15 protein-coding genes and 1 pseudogene are annotated in these 17,184 nt (G+C 72.6%); 8 read left to right on the top strand and 8 right to left on the bottom strand.

Annotated elements, in window-relative coordinates:
* Nucleotides 1-3: 3 nt before the first annotated feature.
* The gene (locus ABGB21_RS24810) at nt 4-492 is read right to left on the bottom strand and encodes a hypothetical protein (RefSeq protein WP_347654747.1); all 489 of its coding nucleotides are present in this window, start codon (nt 490-492) and stop codon (nt 4-6) included.
* A gap of 328 nt (nt 493-820) precedes the next feature.
* Complete coding sequence (locus ABGB21_RS24805; protein WP_347654748.1) at nt 821-2,035, bottom strand: S8 family serine peptidase; 1,215 nt, start codon at nt 2,033-2,035, stop codon at nt 821-823.
* 727 nt (nt 2,036-2,762) lie between these two features.
* Between ABGB21_RS24805 and ABGB21_RS24800 the strand changes: the two genes are divergently transcribed.
* The 4 genes from ABGB21_RS24800 to ABGB21_RS24785 all read left to right on the top strand — a co-directional run bounded on the left by ABGB21_RS24800 (nt 2,763) and on the right by ABGB21_RS24785 (nt 6,220).
* On the top strand, nt 2,763-3,479 hold the full coding sequence (locus ABGB21_RS24800; RefSeq protein WP_347654749.1) for a helix-hairpin-helix domain-containing protein: 717 nt from the start codon (nt 2,763-2,765) through the stop codon (nt 3,477-3,479).
* Nucleotides 3,479-4,582, top strand: coding sequence for an OmpA family protein (locus ABGB21_RS24795; protein WP_347654750.1), 1,104 nt, complete (start codon nt 3,479-3,481; stop codon nt 4,580-4,582). The genes ABGB21_RS24800 and ABGB21_RS24795 overlap by 1 nt, the downstream gene beginning before the upstream one ends.
* Nucleotides 4,583-4,760: 178 nt before the next feature.
* Nucleotides 4,761-5,558 carry an SAM-dependent methyltransferase gene (locus ABGB21_RS24790; RefSeq protein ID WP_347679792.1) on the top strand — a complete coding sequence of 266 codons (798 nt, stop codon included), beginning with the start codon at nt 4,761-4,763 and terminating at the stop codon, nt 5,556-5,558.
* Nucleotides 5,559-5,569: 11 nt separating this feature from the next.
* Complete coding sequence (locus ABGB21_RS24785; RefSeq protein WP_347654752.1) at nt 5,570-6,220, top strand: hypothetical protein; 651 nt, start codon at nt 5,570-5,572, stop codon at nt 6,218-6,220.
* Between the two features lie 16 nt (nt 6,221-6,236).
* Here the strand turns inward: ABGB21_RS24785 and ABGB21_RS24780 are convergent, their stop codons facing one another.
* Together ABGB21_RS24780 and ABGB21_RS24775 are read right to left on the bottom strand one after the other, a co-directional pair.
* Entirely contained in the window at nt 6,237-7,193 is a 957-nt protein-coding gene (locus ABGB21_RS24780) for a hypothetical protein (protein WP_347654753.1), read from the bottom strand.
* Nucleotides 7,194-7,265: 72 nt separating this feature from the next.
* A complete protein-coding gene (locus tag ABGB21_RS24775; protein ID WP_347654754.1) occupies nt 7,266-7,673 on the bottom strand; it encodes a hypothetical protein in 408 nt (135 codons plus the stop codon).
* 311 nt (nt 7,674-7,984) lie between these two features.
* Between ABGB21_RS24775 and ABGB21_RS24770 the strand changes: the two genes are divergently transcribed.
* Complete coding sequence (locus ABGB21_RS24770) at nt 7,985-8,776, top strand: NAD-dependent deacylase (protein ID WP_347654755.1); 792 nt, start codon at nt 7,985-7,987, stop codon at nt 8,774-8,776.
* 216 nt (nt 8,777-8,992) lie between these two features.
* Complete coding sequence (locus ABGB21_RS24765) at nt 8,993-9,508, top strand: hypothetical protein (RefSeq protein ID WP_347654756.1); 516 nt, start codon at nt 8,993-8,995, stop codon at nt 9,506-9,508.
* Here ABGB21_RS24765 and ABGB21_RS24760 read toward each other — a convergent pair.
* From ABGB21_RS24760 to ABGB21_RS24750, 3 genes are read right to left on the bottom strand one after another with little or no spacing between them, the layout of a single operon-like run.
* Nucleotides 9,460-10,476 carry an NAD-dependent epimerase/dehydratase family protein gene (locus ABGB21_RS24760; protein WP_347654757.1) on the bottom strand — a complete coding sequence of 339 codons (1,017 nt, stop codon included), beginning with the start codon at nt 10,474-10,476 and terminating at the stop codon, nt 9,460-9,462. The two genes, ABGB21_RS24765 and ABGB21_RS24760, sit on opposite strands and share 49 nt — an antisense overlap.
* Nucleotides 10,470-13,109 carry an alpha/beta fold hydrolase gene (locus tag ABGB21_RS24755; protein WP_347679790.1) on the bottom strand — a complete coding sequence of 880 codons (2,640 nt, stop codon included), beginning with the start codon at nt 13,107-13,109 and terminating at the stop codon, nt 10,470-10,472. Before ABGB21_RS24755 ends, ABGB21_RS24760 begins: the two co-directional genes overlap by 7 nt.
* On the bottom strand, nt 13,106-14,128 hold the full coding sequence (locus ABGB21_RS24750) for a 3-oxoacyl-ACP synthase III (RefSeq protein WP_347679788.1): 1,023 nt from the start codon (nt 14,126-14,128) through the stop codon (nt 13,106-13,108). The genes ABGB21_RS24755 and ABGB21_RS24750 overlap by 4 nt, the downstream gene beginning before the upstream one ends.
* A 217-nt stretch (nt 14,129-14,345) precedes the next feature.
* Here ABGB21_RS24750 and ABGB21_RS24745 point away from each other — a divergent pair.
* Both ABGB21_RS24745 and ABGB21_RS24740 read left to right on the top strand, forming a co-directional pair.
* Nucleotides 14,346-14,648: pseudogene (locus tag ABGB21_RS24745) on the top strand (trehalase-like domain-containing protein); the annotation flags it as partial.
* 146 nt (nt 14,649-14,794) lie between these two features.
* Nucleotides 14,795-16,417 carry a GAF domain-containing sensor histidine kinase gene (locus tag ABGB21_RS24740; RefSeq protein WP_347654804.1) on the top strand — a complete coding sequence of 541 codons (1,623 nt, stop codon included), beginning with the start codon at nt 14,795-14,797 and terminating at the stop codon, nt 16,415-16,417.
* Nucleotides 16,418-16,493: 76 nt separating this feature from the next.
* Here the strand turns inward: ABGB21_RS24740 and ABGB21_RS24735 are convergent, their stop codons facing one another.
* A complete protein-coding gene (locus ABGB21_RS24735; protein ID WP_347654760.1) occupies nt 16,494-17,132 on the bottom strand; it encodes a response regulator transcription factor in 639 nt (212 codons plus the stop codon).
* Nucleotides 17,133-17,184 lie beyond the last annotated feature (52 nt).

The following is a 17,184-nucleotide window of genomic DNA, read 5'->3' as shown; positions in this document are numbered from 1 at the left end:
CTTTCAGTGCACTTTAGTGAGCACACGATTGGTAGTCCGACCTTGCGGTGGGACGGTCCCGGTCTGACCGGCGGGTGCCGTGCCGGGTTCACGCTTCACAGCCGCCCGCCCGCGTACGCGGGGGTCTTCCGGTTGGCTCCACGTGCTGCGGTTGTAGACCTCGACCTTGCCGTTGATGACCACGTCGGTCGGCGAGGCGCCCAGCCCGGCGATCTCGGTGTAGTACCCGACCCTGATCTGCAGGGGCCGCTCGGCGCTCCCGTAGGTGCCGGGCCGGAACAGGAAGGCGTACCGGTTGGTTCCCATCTCGTTGTCGATCTGCGCGGCGTGCGTCGCGTCGAGGGCCGCCCGGATCCGCTCGACGGACGCCGCCGGGTTCGTCAGGGTCAGCGCGGCGACCGTCACCAGCACGAGGCCGAGCGGTGCGGCCCGGTTGACCAGCCGGTGACGGACGGGCCGCCGTCGGGGTGGTTCTCGGTGGGTCGGGCACATCCGGTCCGTCGTCGCGGGCGGGGCGACCGCGGCGGCGGTTCCGTGGAGAAGTGATTCACCAGGGCGTCTCCCTGCTCGTGGCGGTACGGCCCGGGCGGCGGCCGCGGCGGTGAGAGCGCTCTCCCAGTCGGCCGGCCACGGCACGTCGGGCACAGTGGTGGATGGGGATGTTTCTACCCGGTGACCCGACGGTGCGCCATGCCCGAACGGCTCCTGATTCCGGCCCGGCCCGCCCCCGACGGTCCGGACAGGACAGCCTCGGACCGGTCGGCCCGATCCGCTCCGACGTGCCCGTGGGTGCCCCACCGGCGGGGCACCCACGGCCGCGTCAGAGGTCGCCGGTGTAGAGGAGGCGGTTCGGCGAGCCGAGTCCGGGACCGCCGACCGCGCCCGTGGTGGCACTGTCGACGATCGCCGCGTGCACCTGGGCCGGCGACGCTCCCGGATGCGCGGAGAGGTAGAGAGCGGCGGCACCGGCGACGTGCGGCGCCGCCATCGAGGTACCGCTGATGGTGTTCGTCGCCCCGTCGGCGGTGTTCCACGCCGAGCTGATGTCGATCCCGGGGGCGAAGACGTCGACGCACCTGCCGTGGTTGGCCCAGAGCGGCTTGCGGTCGGTACGGTCGGTCGCGGACACCGTCATCGCCTCGGCCACCCGGGCCGGCGACTGCGTGCAGGCGTCGAGCGGGATGAGCCCGAGCAGTCCGTTGCCTGCCGCGATCGAGTAGCTGACCCCGGAGGCGATCGACCGGCGTACGGCGTCGTCGAGGGCGGGGTCGACGCCGCCGCCGAGGCTCATGTTCGCCACCGCCGGCTTGACCGCGTTCCTGGTGACCCAGTCGATCCCGGCGACGACCTGCTCGGTGGTGCCGCTTCCCGCGCAGTCGAGGACCCGTACCGCGATCAGGCGTACCGCCTTCGCCACCCCGTACGCGGATCCGCCGACCGTGCCGGCAACGTGGGTGCCGTGGCCGTTGCAGTCGTCGGCCGTACCACCGTCCACCGCGTCGAAGCCGCTGCTCGCCCGTCCGCCGAAGTCGGCATGACCGGTCCGGATGCCGGTGTCGATGACGTACGCGCGGACGTTCGACGCGGTCCGGTCGTAGGCGTACGTCGAACTGAGCGGCAGGTTCCGCTGGTCGATCCGGTCCAGCCCGTACGACGGCGGGTTGCTCTGGGTCGCGGAGATCCGGTGTACGACGTTGGGTTGCACGTAGGCAACGGACGGGTCGGCGGCGAGCCGGCGCGCCTGTCGGGCCGACATGGTGGCGGAGAAGCCCCGCAGAGCGTGCGAGAACGTGGTGCGCACCACGGCGTCGTGTCGGCCGGCGAGCGCCTTCGCCTTACCGTTCACCGCGGTGGCACCGGCCGTGGTGGTGGTCACCCTCAGCACCACGATGTAGCTGTCGGGCACCACCTCCGCGCCGGGCACAGCGACGATCCGGCCTTCGGGGACGGCCGCCGCGCCGACCGTCGGTGTTCCCACCGTACCGAGCAGCGTGACGACGCCGGCCGTGACGGCCAGTCGCAGGGTTCGAACCATCGGTTTCCTTCCCGGGCTGGTGGCCGAGTACGCCCTGGGACACCTGACGAGGTCAACCCGGCCGGATGATCGATGAGGGAGCACGCTAACAGCCATATACGCCCATGAAAAGCCCCTCATGCGACATTCCCTGGCGAAGTCGGCCGGTTTCCCGGTCGGGCTCCCGGTCGGGCTCCCGGTCGGGCTCCCGGTCGGGCGACGGAGGCCGCGCCGGTTGGCCTTGCCCGTTGGGCAACGGAGGCCGCGGCGGCCGGCCGGAGAAGCGCCGTTGCCTGATCCAGCACCCCCTCCCCTGTGCCGACAATCACCGGACATATTGGTTCGGACACGTCCCGCCGACAGTTCTCCAGTTTCACAGGGGCCTCCGGAAGGCAGGAACAACAATTACGCAGCCCACGACGGAGTGACGGTAGCGAGGTCAGAGATGTGACCGTAAACGCCCGCCCCACCATTTCTCAGCTCGTCGACGACGAACCGGGGTCAACCTTTTCGGGTGAATGAATGACCAGCCCACAGCCCCAGCGAACACTAAAGAAAATTGTGATCTTATTGCGATACATTCGCGTACCGGGGCGCGGTCCGTCCATATAGGATGATCGCGACCGCGCGTTCGGCCCACTCATTCGGCACCCTATCCGTCCGCATGTACATATTCTGCGGACCGGACGTACCCACGTGCTGACCGAGCCCGAAAGACGCATCCCGACAATCGGCATGGAGGAAAAACGTGGCCTGGTTCGTCAACCAGTCGCTCTTCATCATTCTGGCGGCGTTCCTTCTGGGGTTGCTCGTCGGCTGGCTGGTCTGGGGCACCAGAACCCAGTCACCGCCCCCGGCCGACACCGCCAGCCGGCCGGCGACCGGTGAACACGACCTTCCACCGGCTGCCGTCGAGTCGACCGCCCGACCGGCGACCAGGGAACACAGTGTTCCGCCGGTACCCGCCGGAGATCCGATCCGGATGACCACGGACCACGGCGTACCGCCGTCGGGCACGGACCACGGCGTCCCGCCCGCAACAGCCGACCAGGACGTCCCGACGTCATCCACGGACCAGGACGTCCGGACGGTCGCCACCGACCACGAGGCCCGACCGGTGGCCGCGGGGGTGGCCACGATGACCGAACCCGCCGCCGTACCCGACGACGACCTGGAACGGATCGAGGGCATCGGGCCGAAGATGGCCGCCGCGCTGCGGGCCGCCGGCATCCACACCTTCGGGCAGCTCGCCGAGACCGACGACAGCACCCGGCGGGCCGCCATCGAGGCCGCCGGGCTCAGTTTCGCCCCGAGTCTGGTGACCTGGGGCCGGCAGGCCCGCCTGCTCGCCGACGGTGACGAGGACGGCTTCGCCGAACTCACCCTGCGGCTGGTGGCCGGCCGCGACACGGAGGCAACCGGGCACGAGGCGGCCGGGCACGAGACCGAGGCGGGACAGCGTTGATGACCAGGGAGCTGAGGACCACCGCTTCGAGGACCACGCCGCTCACGCCCCCGCCGGCGACAACAGGGGGGACACGCCGGTTCCACCCGCTGGTCGGCCTGGTGGTCGCGCTCCTCGGCCTGGCCGTCCTGCTCACCGCCCAGCAGTTCCCGAACCGACACCGGATGGAGGCGGACCTCACCCAGCGCTCGACACAGGCGCTGCACACCGCCGGCCTCTCCGACGTCCGGGTCAGCTTCACCGGGCGCGACGGACGGCTGCGGGCCACCTCGCCGGGCGAGGCCCGACAGGCGCTCGACATCGTCCGGGCCCTGGAGGGCGTACGCGCGGCCAAGGCCGAGGTGCCACGCGAATCGGAGCCGGCCCCGGTGCCCGTACCGCCATCGGTGTTGCTGACCATGGCCGACGGCACGGTGTCGATCAGCGGCACCGTGCCCGGTGAAGGCTTTCGCACCGCGCTGGTCCGCGCCGCCGCCGACGTGGTCGGGACCGACGACGTCGACGAGCGGCTGACGGTCGACGACGGCGTGACCGACACGGGGCTGTCCAGCCTGCCCGGGGTGCTGGCCGCGCTCGGCCGCGACGCCGACGATGCGACGGTGGCCTTGGACGGCGGGACACTCACCCTGATCGGCACCGCCTCCTCGGAGGTACGGAAGGCCAGGGTGCTCGCGGCCGCCCGAGGCGGCGGCGTCGGGCTGGTCGACCGGCTCGGGGTCGCCGACGTACGCGAACAGATCGCCGGACTGCCGCCGCTCACCTTTGCCCTCGGTGGCGCCTCGCTCACCTCGGCGTCTCGGGCGAGCCTGGTCCGGCTGGGCCGGATCCTGCGGGACAACCCGAGTACCCGGATCCGCATCGAGGGCCACACCGACTCCAGCGGTTCGGCCGCGTCGAACCTGGTGCTCAGCCGGGTACGGGCCAAGGCGGTGCTCACCTTCCTGCTCGACCAGGGCGTCGCCGCCGACCGGTTGACCAGCCGGGGGTACGGCGAGGCCCGACTGAAGGTGCCCGACACCTCCCCCGCCAACCGGGCGGAGAACCGCCGGGTGGAGCTGGTGACCAGTACGTCCACCCCGGCGACGGGCAACAACGGGACATGACGCGGCGGGCCCGACGACCGGGCCCGCGCGGGCGTGCGGGGTGGAGTCCGGCGCTCTGCCCCGCCCCGGAACCGCAACCATCCGGGTCCGAGAGGGATTCATGTTCGGCCACGTACGATGTGCCGATCCCGTCGCCCTCTCGGTCCACACCCGACGATCCGCACAGAGGAGCACCACCATGGCCGAACCCGATCCCGACCTCGCCGCGCAACTGCAGTTCGACGTCCCGCACGCGGCGCGGATCTGGAACTACTGGATGGGCGGGAAGGACAATTTCCACGCCGACCGCACCGCCGGAGACGCCGTCGCCGAGGTGTATCCGGAGATCGTCGTCATGGCCCGCCAGTCCCGACAGTTCCTCATCCGCGCGGTACGGTCCCTGGCCGCCGAGGCGGGGATCCGGCAGTTCCTCGACATCGGAACCGGCCTGCCCACCATGCAGAACACCCACCAGGTCGCCCAGGAGGCCGCGCCGGAGTCCCGGATCGTCTACGTCGACCACGACCCGATGGTGCTGGTGCACGCCCGCGCCCTGCTCGCCGACTCCAGCACCGAGGGCGTGACCAGGTACGTACACGCCGACTACCACGACCCGGCCACGATCCTCGCCGAGGCCGGCGAAACCCTGGACCTCCAAAAACCGGTCGCGGTGATGTTCATGGGTGTGCTCGGCTACGAGCCGGACCTCGCGGTGGTGCGCTCGATCGTGGGCCGGGTGATGGACGCCGTCCCCAGCGGCAGCCACCTGGTGCTCTGGGACGGTACCGACACCAGCCCGTCGGTGGTCGCCGGCGCCGACCGGCTGGCGCAGAGCGGCGGCGTCCCGTACATCCTGCGCAGCCCCGACCAACTGGCCGAGTGCTTCGCGGGCCTGACCCTCCTGGAGCCGGGTCTGGTGCCGATCACCCTGTGGCGGCCGGACGACCCCGACGCCGAGGGAATCGACGCCTACGGCGCCGTGGCCCGCAAGCCCTGACGGCCCACACGGTGCCGGCGAGGAGTGCCGTTCGGCGCTGGCGTCGGCGACGTCCCACGTCAGCGCCCGTCCGGGCGGTCCGGTCCCGGCCCCTCGTCGGGGCGCTGCTGCCGCTCGTCGGAGCACTGCTGCCCGTCGGGGCGTCGCTGGCCGCGTGCGGGCAGGGCCGGCCCGCACCACCGCCCACGACCGGACCACCCGCCGTCGCGGCGGAAACGCTGCCGGCGGTCCGGACGTTCTGCCCCGAGGCGGGTCGGAGTCCCTGCGCCGAACTGGGTGAGCCGACCGGGGGTTCGGTCGGCCGTCCCCTCGACCCGTCGGGCGTGGCGGCAGTCGACAGTTACTACGCCTGCACCACCCACCTGACGTACTCCGCCACCTCGATGGCGTTGCGGCAGTGCCGGCAGCTGCTGGAGGTGGAGATACCCGCGATGCGGGCGGCGGTCGGCTCCCCGGCCCCGGCGCTCGTCGCGGGCGACCTGAATCTGCGCCTCGACGGCACGCAGGGCGTGCGGGACTGCGTCCCCGCCGACCACCGGCACCTCGGGGACGGCAACGTCCAGCATCTGATCACCAACGGCGACGTCGGCCTCGGGCCGGCCCGGCGCTATCCGATGCGGCACACCGACCACCACGGCTGGTACGTCACCGTCCGTCCCTGACCGTGCCGACACCCGGTCAGAACTTGGGGATGACGGCGGCGATCGTGGTGGCCAGCAGCGGGCCGAGGATGACCAGACCGGACTGCAGCTCGCTGACCGAGGTGCGGTTGACCCCGAGGATCTCCTCCAACTTGATCCGGTCCTCGGCGGCGGTGATCAGGTCGGCCTTCGCCACGTGCGCGAGGTCCGAAAACTCGTCCACGTACACCTGGCAGCGGCGACGCAGCAGGGTGGCGGTGGGTACGTGCATCAGCGCGATCAGGATCGTGCCGGCCGCCCCGATCGCGAACGCGGTCGACTGGGGAATCCGCTCCGAGCCGCCCCAGCCCACCGCGGTCGCCCCGACCAGCACCATCATCAGCAGCAGCGAGCCCATCATCTGCAACACGCGGACCAGGATCCGCCGCAGTCGCATCAACGCGGCCAACTGCTCACCCGGGGTGCCGGTAAGCCCTCGCATCGAGACGATCCGCAGTCCCGCGATGGTGGCCCCGGCCGGCAACCCCCCGAGTACGACGAGCGACACGAACGTCATCGAACGCCAGCCGAAGTCACTGCCCAGGATCGCCTGCGTGGTGACCACGGCACCGGCCACCAGCACGAGGAAGGCGGCCAGCGACGGGACGACCCGGGATACCGGCACCGGCTGGATCCGCTGCAGGTCGTGCCAACGCGCCACCCCGGAGCCGATCGTCGATCCGCTGAGCGCGCCGAGCACCCCGGCGGCGGTCGCCCACAACAGCCACTTCGAGTGGTACGGGGGCAGCTGACGGTCCGGGTTCGTGTAGGCGACGCCGAACGCGACCGCCGCGCCGGCCAGCATCATCAGCGTACGCACCACACGCGGCCAGCCGACGAGACCCAGCGGACGCGGTGAGGTCGCCGGCGGAGCGGAGGGCGGAACGGGCGGTGCAGCGGTGTGCGTGGAAGGGGTGGGCGTCGACGCGGCGAGCGGCGTCTCCACGGCGGTCATGGCAGGGAACTTTAGAGTATTTCCCGGATCGGCCACGCTCCCGTGCCGACCCGGCGACACGCCGGGATCGACCTACCGGTCGGCTCCGCGCAGCTCGCGAATCAACGGATCGGCGCCGTCACCGAGGTTGTCGACGAGGGTGGCCGGTGCGCGCATGTGCCACGCGTCGGTGACGAGTTCCCGCAGCCGCGCGACATCGACCCGCGTCAGCCGCAGCATCACCAGCGGCAGGCCGTCGTAGGCCGGTGTGGTGAAGAAGAGGTCCGGCTCACCGAGCAGCAGCGCCTGCTTCTCGGCCTCGTCGCCGACGTACAGCACCGCGATGTCGGTCCGGATCACCCGCGGCCCGTCGGGTCTGCGCTCCGGGTATGACCAGACGAAGCCCTTGTCCGCGACCCGGAAGTCGAAGCCGGCGCTGTCGATCTCGACCACGTGGGGCAGGGCGAGCGCCAGACGACGCACGTCCTCGGCGTCAGCCACCGCACCCACCCCCGGAACCCGACTCGCACATGGGCACAGGCTAGCCCGCCCCACCGACAGCAGAGTGTCCGCCAGGCCCGTCCGACGGCTCAGGGGCGCCGGCCGTCAGCCGGGTGGTGTGCCGGAACCCGACTCCGATCCGGCGAGGTTGGCGCTGTTCACGCGTGTCGAGTACTCCTGATCCGTCCGCCCTGCGGCCAGCCCACGCGGTTATCCGGCACGCGGCAGTAGCCGCGACGCCCCGGCCCGTCCACCGCCGATGCTCGCGTCCGGGAGCGCGCCGGTCCGGACGTACTGGCAGGATCTCCCGGATGGAGACCGTGCTGCCGCCCGGGGTCGCGGCCATCCTCGGCCGGGCCCGCCGGGTCGTCGTCTTCACCGGTGCCGGAATCTCGGCCGAGAGCGGTGTGCCGACATTCCGGGACGATCTGACCGGGTTGTGGGCCCGCTTCGACGCCGAACGGCTCGCCACGCCGGAGGCGTTCCACGCCGATCCGGATCTGGTCTGGGGCTGGTACGAGTGGCGGCGGGCCCGGGTCCGTCGAGCCGGGCCGAATGCCGGCCACCTGGCCGTGGCCACCATCGAAGCCCGTCTCCCCGGCAGCGTTGTGATCACCCAGAATGTCGACGACCTGCACGAACGGGCCGGCTCCCGGGCTCCGGTCCACCTGCACGGCAGTCTCTTCGCGCCGCGCTGTGTGGCGGAGGCCGGGCATCCGGCGGCCCTGCCGGAGGCCGGGGACGGCCAGGACACCGATCCGGGTGACGGTCGCCTGCTGCCGCCACCGCGGTGTGTCCACTGCGGAGCGCTCGTCCGTCCCGGCGTGGTGTGGTTCGGCGAGGCCCTGCCCGAGGCGGCGTTGACCGCGGCGGTCGAGGCGGCCGCCGCCTGCGACGTGCTGCTGACGGTGGGCACCTCCGGCGTCATCCATCCGGCGGCCGAGATCCCCCGGATCGCGGCGCGCCGCGGCGCCACGGTGATCCAGGTCAACCCGGAGCCGACTCCGCTCGATCCCGTCTGCGCCGTCAATCTGCGCGGGTCCGCCGCACAGGTGCTCCCCGCCCTGGTCGACGCCGCCTGGGGAGTCGACGAGCGGAGGTGAGGCGTGCCGGGCGGGGGCCCGTGGACGCTCCCGGTCGGCACGCGCGTCGGTCCACGCGGTGCCGGCGACCCGTACGGACGCGTCACCAAAGCACGTTCTCGACCGGTATGGCCGGTAGATCCGGGTTTTACGCGCTGGAGCCTGGGCAATCGGACGAAATCGACGAGGGGTGGGCGGTCCCTGACGGTGGTCGACCTTCGCGGAAGGAAGTGGCAGATGATCGGGCCGGTCCAATTGATGATCATTGGATTCGACGGGCGACAGATCCCCGCTCCCCTCCTGGAGAAGTTGCACACGTTGCGGGCCGAACCCGCCGTACACATCCTCGACGCCCTCGCCGCGCACAAGAACCGGGACGGCACCATCGAGACGGAGGGGGTCCCGGACCTGCTCCCCGACCCCGCGCACGAGCCCGGCGCCATCCTCGACCGGCTGATGGCCAGAGCGGGAGCCGCCGGGACCATGGGCCAGACCTCGAACACCGGGCCCAGCTACCTGTTCCGCAGCGACGCCCTACCCGATCCTCGGACGGCCGCCAGCGGCACCAGCTCCCTGGCCCTCCTCCTGGAGCACCGGTGGGCCGCCCCGCTGCGCGACGCCGCCACCGAGGTCGACGCCTATCCCATCGACACGGGGTGGCTCGGCCAGAACACGTTGACGGAGGTCGGGCTGTTGCCGGACCGTCAGGGATGGCGCCCCGGTAGCTCGGTCCGGTCTCCGGCGCCCGGCTGAGCGGCGGCGGCCAACCGGGCGAAACCCTCGCGCAGACTGACCCGGGGTGACCAGCCCAGCGCCTCCCGGGTCCGACGCTGGTCGAACCAGTGCGCGGTGGACAACTGCTCGGCAAGGAACCGGGTCATCGGCGGTTCGTCGGTGCGCCGCAACGCCGACCAGAGACGCTCGACGACCACACCGCCGGTCCGGGCCACCGCGACCGGCACCCGCAGCCGTGGTGACGGCGCCCCGGCGGCGGCGCAGATCCGGTCGACCAGTTCGGCCACCGTCCGCGGCTCCCCGTTCGACACCACGAAGGCCTGTCCGTGCACGCCGTCCTCGGCGGCCCGGTCGAGCGCGGCGACCAGGGCGTCGGCGGCGTTGTCGACGTACGTGGTGTCGATCAGGGCGGTGCCCTGGCCGACCAGGGCCAGCCGGCCGGACCGGGCGCGTTCGATGATCCGGGCGACCAGCTGGGTGTCGCCCGGTCCCCAGACGAGATGTGGGCGAACCGCCACGACGGCGAGATCGGGCGAGTCGGCAGCCAACGCGAGCAGTTCGGCCGAGGCCTTGCTGCGGGCGTAGTTGCCCCGGGCCCGGTCCGGGTCGGCCGGGTCGGCACCGACCCCGACCAGGCCGGCACCGTGGTGGGCGACCGACGGGGAGGAGACGTGCACGAACCGCGCCACGCCGGCCCCCCGGGCGGCCTCGAGCAGCACCGCGGTGCCGCCGATGTTGGCCCGCTCGAACAGCTCCCAGGCCCCGGTCATCGACACCTTCGCGGCCAGGTGGACCACCGCGTCGACCCCGCTGACGGCCGCCCGTACGACGGCCGGGTCGGTGATGTCGCCACGCCGTTCGTCAACACCGCCCAGCCCGGCGGACCGGCGTTGCAGGACCCGGACCTCGTCGCCCCGGCGCAGCAGGGCGGTCGCGACGGCGCGGCCGAGCATGCCGCTGGCACCGGTGACCAGGACCCTCACCATCCGCCGATCCTCCCACCGGCGAGTATCCGTTCCGCCCAGCGACTAAGCCGGGAGCGGTCGATCTTGGAGTTGTGCCGGATGTCGGTGGGCAGCGACGGCACGACGAGCACCGCCGCGACCGGTGGCGTGGTCACCGCGCGTACCGCGTCGGCGAGTTCGCGGCTCGCCAGTCCCGGCCGACGTACCGGGGGCCGGGTCTCGGCGACGACCACCACCTGCGCCACACCGCGTGGACCCACCCCGACCGCCGCCGCCCGGGCGATCTGCGGCAACGACTCCACCTGCTGCTCGATCCCCACCGGGGTGAGGACGCCGTCCGCGGTGACGATCACGTGCGCCAGCCGGCCCTGGACCCAGAGCCGGCCGTCCGGGTCGAGGTGTCCGACGTCGCCGGTGCGGTGCCAGCCCGGGTTCCGGGAGCTGGCCCGCTCGGTGAGCCAGAGATTGTCGTACCGGTCCTTGACGTGTGCGGCGCTGACCATGATCTCGCCGGTCCGTCCGGGTTCGGCGCCCGGCTCGGCGGCGGGCTCACCGGTGCCGTCGAGCGGGGCGACCGCCACCCGCACGCCGGGCAGCGGCCGCCCGACGCAGACCCCGTCACCCGGCCCGGCGTCGACGATCTCGTCAAGGGTGATGTCGGTGATCGGCAGTGCCTCGGTCATCCCGTACGGGGTGTGCGGCTGGGCGGCGGGCATCAGCGTCCGCGCCTGGGCGAGCAGCGGGGCGGGCACCGGCGCACCGGCGCTGAACAGCAGCCGGACCCCCGCCAGCGCGGCACGGTGCCGGGGTTCCAGCAGGTCGCCGGTGTCGACCACGTTGCGCAGCGCGGCCGGTGAGGCGAACACCGCGGAGGCGTCGACGGTGGCCGCGGCCTCGGCGAGCGCCGCGGCGGTCAACGTCCGGGGTGCGGTCACGGTCATGTCCGGGATCGCCGAAGGAACGCCGAGGGCCGGTCCGAAGAGCGCGAACGGCGCGAACGCCGCCACGATCCCGCCCTCGGCGGCCAGCCCGAGGCCGGCGAGCGCGTCCCGCATCGCGGCGAGCTGACGGTGGGTGTAGACGGCGCCCTTCGCCGGCCCGGTGGAGCCGGAGGTGAAAAGCACCGCCGCGTCGTCGTCCGGCTTCGGCGCGGATACGGGCACGAGCGACACTGCCCGCTCGTTCGCGCCGAGTCGGGCGAGTCTGCCCAGGGTCAACGCGCCGAGGGCGGCGGCGCCGGGCCCGGCCCCGAGACGGCGTCCCGGCCAGCGCAGGACCCGGGCGACGGCGAGTCCGGGGCCGATCGCGATGAGGTGCGCGGGAGCGGCCCCCCGGAGGGCCCGGTTCATGCCGGCCAGTCCCAGCCCCGGGTCGGCGACCACGATCACCGCGCCGATGCGCAGACAGGCGTAGACGGCGGCGGTCAGGTCGGCGCCGGGCGGCACCAGCAACGCCACCCGGTCGCCGGGGCGTACCCCGGAGGCGGACAGTCCGGCGGCGATCTCCCGGATCCGCCGCCACAGCAGCGACCAGCTCACCCGCCGGCCGCCCCGGGCCAGCTCGACCAGTGCGGTGGAACGGTCGTCGGCGCGCTCCTCCAGCGACGCCCACAGTGGACGCCACAACGGCGGCTCCGGTGCCGACTCCGGCGTCGGGTCCACGGTCGTCACCGGCGCCCACGGCGTGGCCGGGCCGGGATCCGCCGACGGCGCGGACTGCCCCAGGTCGGTCACCCACTGTTCGACGGCGCCGGCGACGTCGGCATCCTCGGCGAGCAGGTGTCCCGCACCCTCGAACCGGTGCAGCCGGGCGTGCGGCAGCCGTTCGCGCAGATCGCGCAGGTGGGCGGCGCCGAAGACCGGGTCGCGTGGCCCCCACAGCAGCAGCGCCGGCACCTCGGCCAACCGGTCCAGGCCCTCCGCGACCGCCACCAGGGTGGACCAGCTCGGGTGCTCCGGGGTGAGCGGGATGTCCGCGACGAAACCGCCGATCGCCGCCCGACGGTCCGGCGACCGGTACGGGGCGAGGTAGCCGTCACGGACCGGCGCCGGCAGCCACGGATTCGCCAACCCGAGCGTGGCCAGCAGGAAAGTCGGAGTCGCCACCGTCACCGCCGGCAGGATTCCGGGCAACCGGGCCAGCCGGATCAGCGCCGGGGCCGGGGAGCCGCTCGGCTGGTGCACCGCCGTGTTCGTCAGCACCACGCCACGGAGCTGGTCGCGGTGCCGCAGCGCCCAGCCGAGCGAGATGGCGCCGCCCCAGTCGTGCCCGACGGTCACGACCGGACCGGTCAGGCCCAGGGCGTCGGTGACCGTACCGAGGTCGGCGATCCGCTGCGCCAGTGGGCGTACGGTGCCGGTGCGCTCGGAGAACCCCATGTCCAGGTGGTCGACGGCGACCACCCGCCAGGGCGGCGCCCCGGGTCGGCCGAACCGGGCCAGCAGGTGTCGCCACAGGTACGACCAGGTGGGATTGCCGTGCACACAGAGCAACGTGCCCGCGTACCGACCGTGGTCACCGGTCTCCGTGCCGGCGCTGTCCAGGACATGCCAGGTACGGCGTACGCCCTGGCTGTCCGGTGCGGTGACCGACCGGGACCAGGCCGGGTCCAGACCGGGCAGCGGGCCCGGTCCCCACTGCTCCGGGCCGCTCACCACACGATCTCCAGGGCGCAGGTGTTGAGGCCGGAGCCGACGCCCATGCACAACACCCGCTCACCCGCGCTGAGCGAGTCGACGCTCTGCGCCAGAGTCAGCGGCAGCGACGCCGGCCCGACGTTGCCGAGCAGCGGGAACGTCACCGGCACCCGGGCCGGGTCGAGACCGAGCCGGTCGACGACACCACTGGTGTGGGCCACCGAGACCTGGTGCATCACGTACAGGTCCATGTCCTGCCAGTCCCATGCGCCGACGTGCGCCCAGGTCGCCTCCGCCAACTCCAGACCGGCGTCGAGCAGGCCCTTCGCGTCGGTACGCATCCTCGTGTTGTCCCCGACGCACAGCTCGTGGTGTTGGGTGGCCGCCCGACCCACGCCGCCGACCAGGCGGTGGCCGTCCGGGTGGGCGTCCGCGGCGGCCAGCACCATGGCCGCCGCGCCTGAGCCGAGGGTCAACGTGGCGAACTGGTCCCGGATGTCCCGCCGGGTCGTCTCCGGACGGCGTAGCCGCTCGATGGTCGCCTCCTGTGCCTGCCGGGAGCTCTCCCCGGCCACGACCAGCGCGTACCGGATCTGCCCGGCGTCGATCATGTTGGCGGCGACCTGCATGCCGTTGACGAACCCGAGGCAGGCGTTGGCGATGTCGAAGTTCAACGCCGTCTGCGGCAGACCCAGCGCGTGGTGGACGGCCACCGCCGTAGACGGTTCCAGATGCGCCCGGGACACCGAGGTGTTGATCAGCAGCCCGACGTCGCGCGGGTCGACGCCCGCCTCCGACAGCGCCTTCGCCCCCGCGGTCGCCGCCGCGTCGACGAAGCTGACGTCGTCCGACCACCAACGCCGTTCCCGGATGCCGGCGATTCGCTGGAGCATGCCCCGGCGCAGCCGCAGCCGTTCGAGGGTTCCGCTCAACTCGTCGTCGATCTGGTCGGAGGTCACCACCACCGGTGCCTCCAGCGCTGTCACCGACAGCACCGCCGTGTTGTCGTAGCGGTACTCAGCGTTACCGTCCGTCATCCAGCCCCCGTCCCTCGCCCACCCCGAAGGCTCGAAGTTATCCACTCCGGCCGTCACCCACCAATGATCATGGAGGTCAGCGGCGAGCATCACGGCACCCCCACATCCGCGACGGACGGCGTCGAGTGGGTCCGCAGGCCCCCGGATGGCCGGTACGAGCAGCCGAAAATCCACGTCCGCCACGTTTGCCCGGCAGCGATCCAGGTACTCGTCGAGGATGTCCGAGGTCGACATCGCCGACTACGGCCTCCTCTCCGACTGCGGCTCCGCCGCGCTGGTCAGCCGGGACGGGTCCATCGACTGGTGGTGTCCGGGCCGGTTCGACGCCCCGTCGGTCTTCGCCCGGCTGCTCGACGCCGACGGCGGGCACTGGTCGCTCGGCCCGGTGAGCCGGTCGGACCGGCGGACCGAGCGGGCGTACCTGGACGACTCACTGGTGCTACGGACCGTGCACCGCGGCGCCGACGGGGTCGTCGCGGTCAGCGAGGGACTCGTCACGGAACCCGGAGCACGTGGACACGGGGCTGCCGGGGCGGGCCCTCCGGCCGATACCATCGCCCGGTGACCGAGCCGACCCCGCCGACCCCGGCCGAGGTGGATTTCGCGCCGCCGTCCCTGGGCATCACCCCGCTGTCCCGGATCCGGCTCGACGAGCTGCTCCAGGAGATGCTGGACCGGGTCGGCGAGGTGCTCACCAGCCGGGAACGACTGCGTGCGCTCCTGGACGCGGTGGTCGGCATCAGCACCGACCTGGACCTGCACAGCACACTGGACCGGATCGTGGTCGCGGCCTGCCGGCTCGCCGGCGCCCGGTACGGCGCACTCGGCATCATCGGACCGGACCGCCAGCTGACCGACTTCATCACGCACGGCGTCGACGCCGAGGCCCGGCGCCGGATCGGCGACCTGCCGCACGGGCGAGGAGTGCTCGGCCTGCTGATCGCCGACCCCCGTCCGGTACGGATGCCCGACATCACCCGGCATCCGCAGTCGTACGGCTTCCCGCCCAACCACCCGCCGATGCACAGCTTCCTCGGCGTGCCGATCCGCATCCGGGACCAGGTGTTCGGCAACCTCTACCTGGCCGAGAAGCAGGGTGCGGCGGAGTTCACCGACGACGACGAGGAGATCGTCGTGGCCCTCGCCGCCGCCGCCGGAGTGATCATCGAGAACGCCCGCCTGTTCGCCGTCGCCCACCGGCGTGAACGGTGGCTGGCCGCCGCCGCCGAGATCACCGGCGTGCTGCTGGGTGAGGTACGCCGCACCGACGCACTGCGGCTGATCGCCCGCCGGGCCCGGGAGGTCGCCGAGGCCGAACTGGCCCTCGTGCTGCTCTACGACGACACGACCGGACAGCTCACGGTCGAGGTCGCGGACGGCCGGGGCGCCGACGACCTGGCCGGTACGGTGCTGGCCGCCGCCGACACCGACCTCGTCGAACCGGTGACCCGACGTCGACAGGCCGTGCTGGAGAGCCTGGCCAAGGCCGCCCCCTGGCCCGCCCCGGTCGGCACCGGTCCGGCGGTGATCTCACCACTGACCGCCGGCGACACCCTGCACGGCGTGCTCGTCATCGCCTACCCGTCCGGACAGCGGATCGGTACCGACGCCGAGGACACCCTGCTGGCGACGTTCGCCGGACAGGCGGCGCTGGCCCTGGAACGGGCCCGGGCGCAGGAGGAACGGGAACTGCTGGTGGTCCTGGAGGACCGTGAGCGGATCGCCCGCGACCTGCACGACGTGGTGATCCAGCGACTGTTCGCGATGGGTCTGCAGCTCCAGACGGTGGCACCACTGGCCGGCCGGCCGGACGTACGGCAGCGGCTCAGCGGCACCGTCGACGACCTCGACTCCACCATCCGGGACATCCGGCGGGCGATCTTCGAGCTGCGTACCCCGATGAGCGCCGCGCTCCGGACCGAGATCCGGGACCTGGTCGCCGGCTTCACCGAGGCGCTCGGGTTCCGGCCAGGGCTGGAGATGTCCGGCCCGGTGGACAGCGCGGTACCCGACCGGTTGCGGCCCGACCTGCTCGCGGTGCTCGGCGAGGCACTGTCGAACGTGGTCCGGCACGCCCGGGCGACCCGGGTCACGGTCTTCGTCGAGGCGCACGACGGCGAGCTGACCGTCCGGGTGGCCGACGACGGGGTGGGCACCGATCCGGCGGGGGCCCGGGGCGGCCTGGTCAACCTGCGGGAACGAGCCGAAACCCACGGCGGCACCTTCGACGTGGGACGGGGTGAGCCGACCGGGACGACGGTCGTCTGGCGGGTGCCACTGCGGGACTGAGTCCGCAGCCGTCCGTCCCGGGGAACGGACGGCTGCGCAACGGACCGGTGCCGGGCGGACGGTGAGGTCGGCCGGGTCAGTGCCGCTCGCCGAGCAGCCGGGTGGCCAGCACCGCCGCCTGGGTACGCCGTTCCAGGCCGAGCTTGGCGAGCAGGCTGGAGACGTAGTTCTTCACGGTCTTCTCGGCCAGGAACATCTTCCCGGCGATCTCACGGTTGGTGAGCCCCTCCGCGACGTACTCCAGGATCCGGCGCTCCTGTTCGGTCAGCGACTGGAACTCGGTGGGCTGCTCGACACCGTTACGGATCCGATCGAGCACCCGGGCGGTGACCGCCGGATCCAACAGCGACTGACCGGCCGCCACCCGGCGGACCGCGTCGACCAGGTCGGTACCGCGGATCTGCTTGAGCACGTATCCGGCCGCCCCGGCCATGATCGCCGCGAACAGCGCCTCGTCGTCCTCGTACGAGGTCAGGACCAGGCCCTTGATCGTGGAATCGACCGCCCGCACGTCCCGGCACACGTCGATGCCGTTGCCGTCCGGCAGGCGGGCGTCCAGGATCGCCACGTCCGGGCGCAGCGCCGGGATCCGCCGCGTCGCCTCCTGGGCGGAGCCGGACTCGCCGACCACCTCGATATCACCGTCGCTCTGCAGCAGCTCGGCCAGGCCGCGCCGGACCACCTCGTGGTCGTCGAGCAGGAACACACGAATCACCCCTCGTTCCTACCCGCCTTCGGCCCGGTCCGACAGGGCCGAAGGTCCCGAG

Origin of the sequence: Plantactinospora sp. B24E8 (assembly GCF_039871735.1) — a bacterium.
Lineage (GTDB): Bacteria > Actinomycetota > Actinomycetes > Mycobacteriales > Micromonosporaceae > Plantactinospora.
Note: the sequence above shows the minus strand (reverse complement) of the source record. Positions and strands in the feature narration are given on the sequence as shown.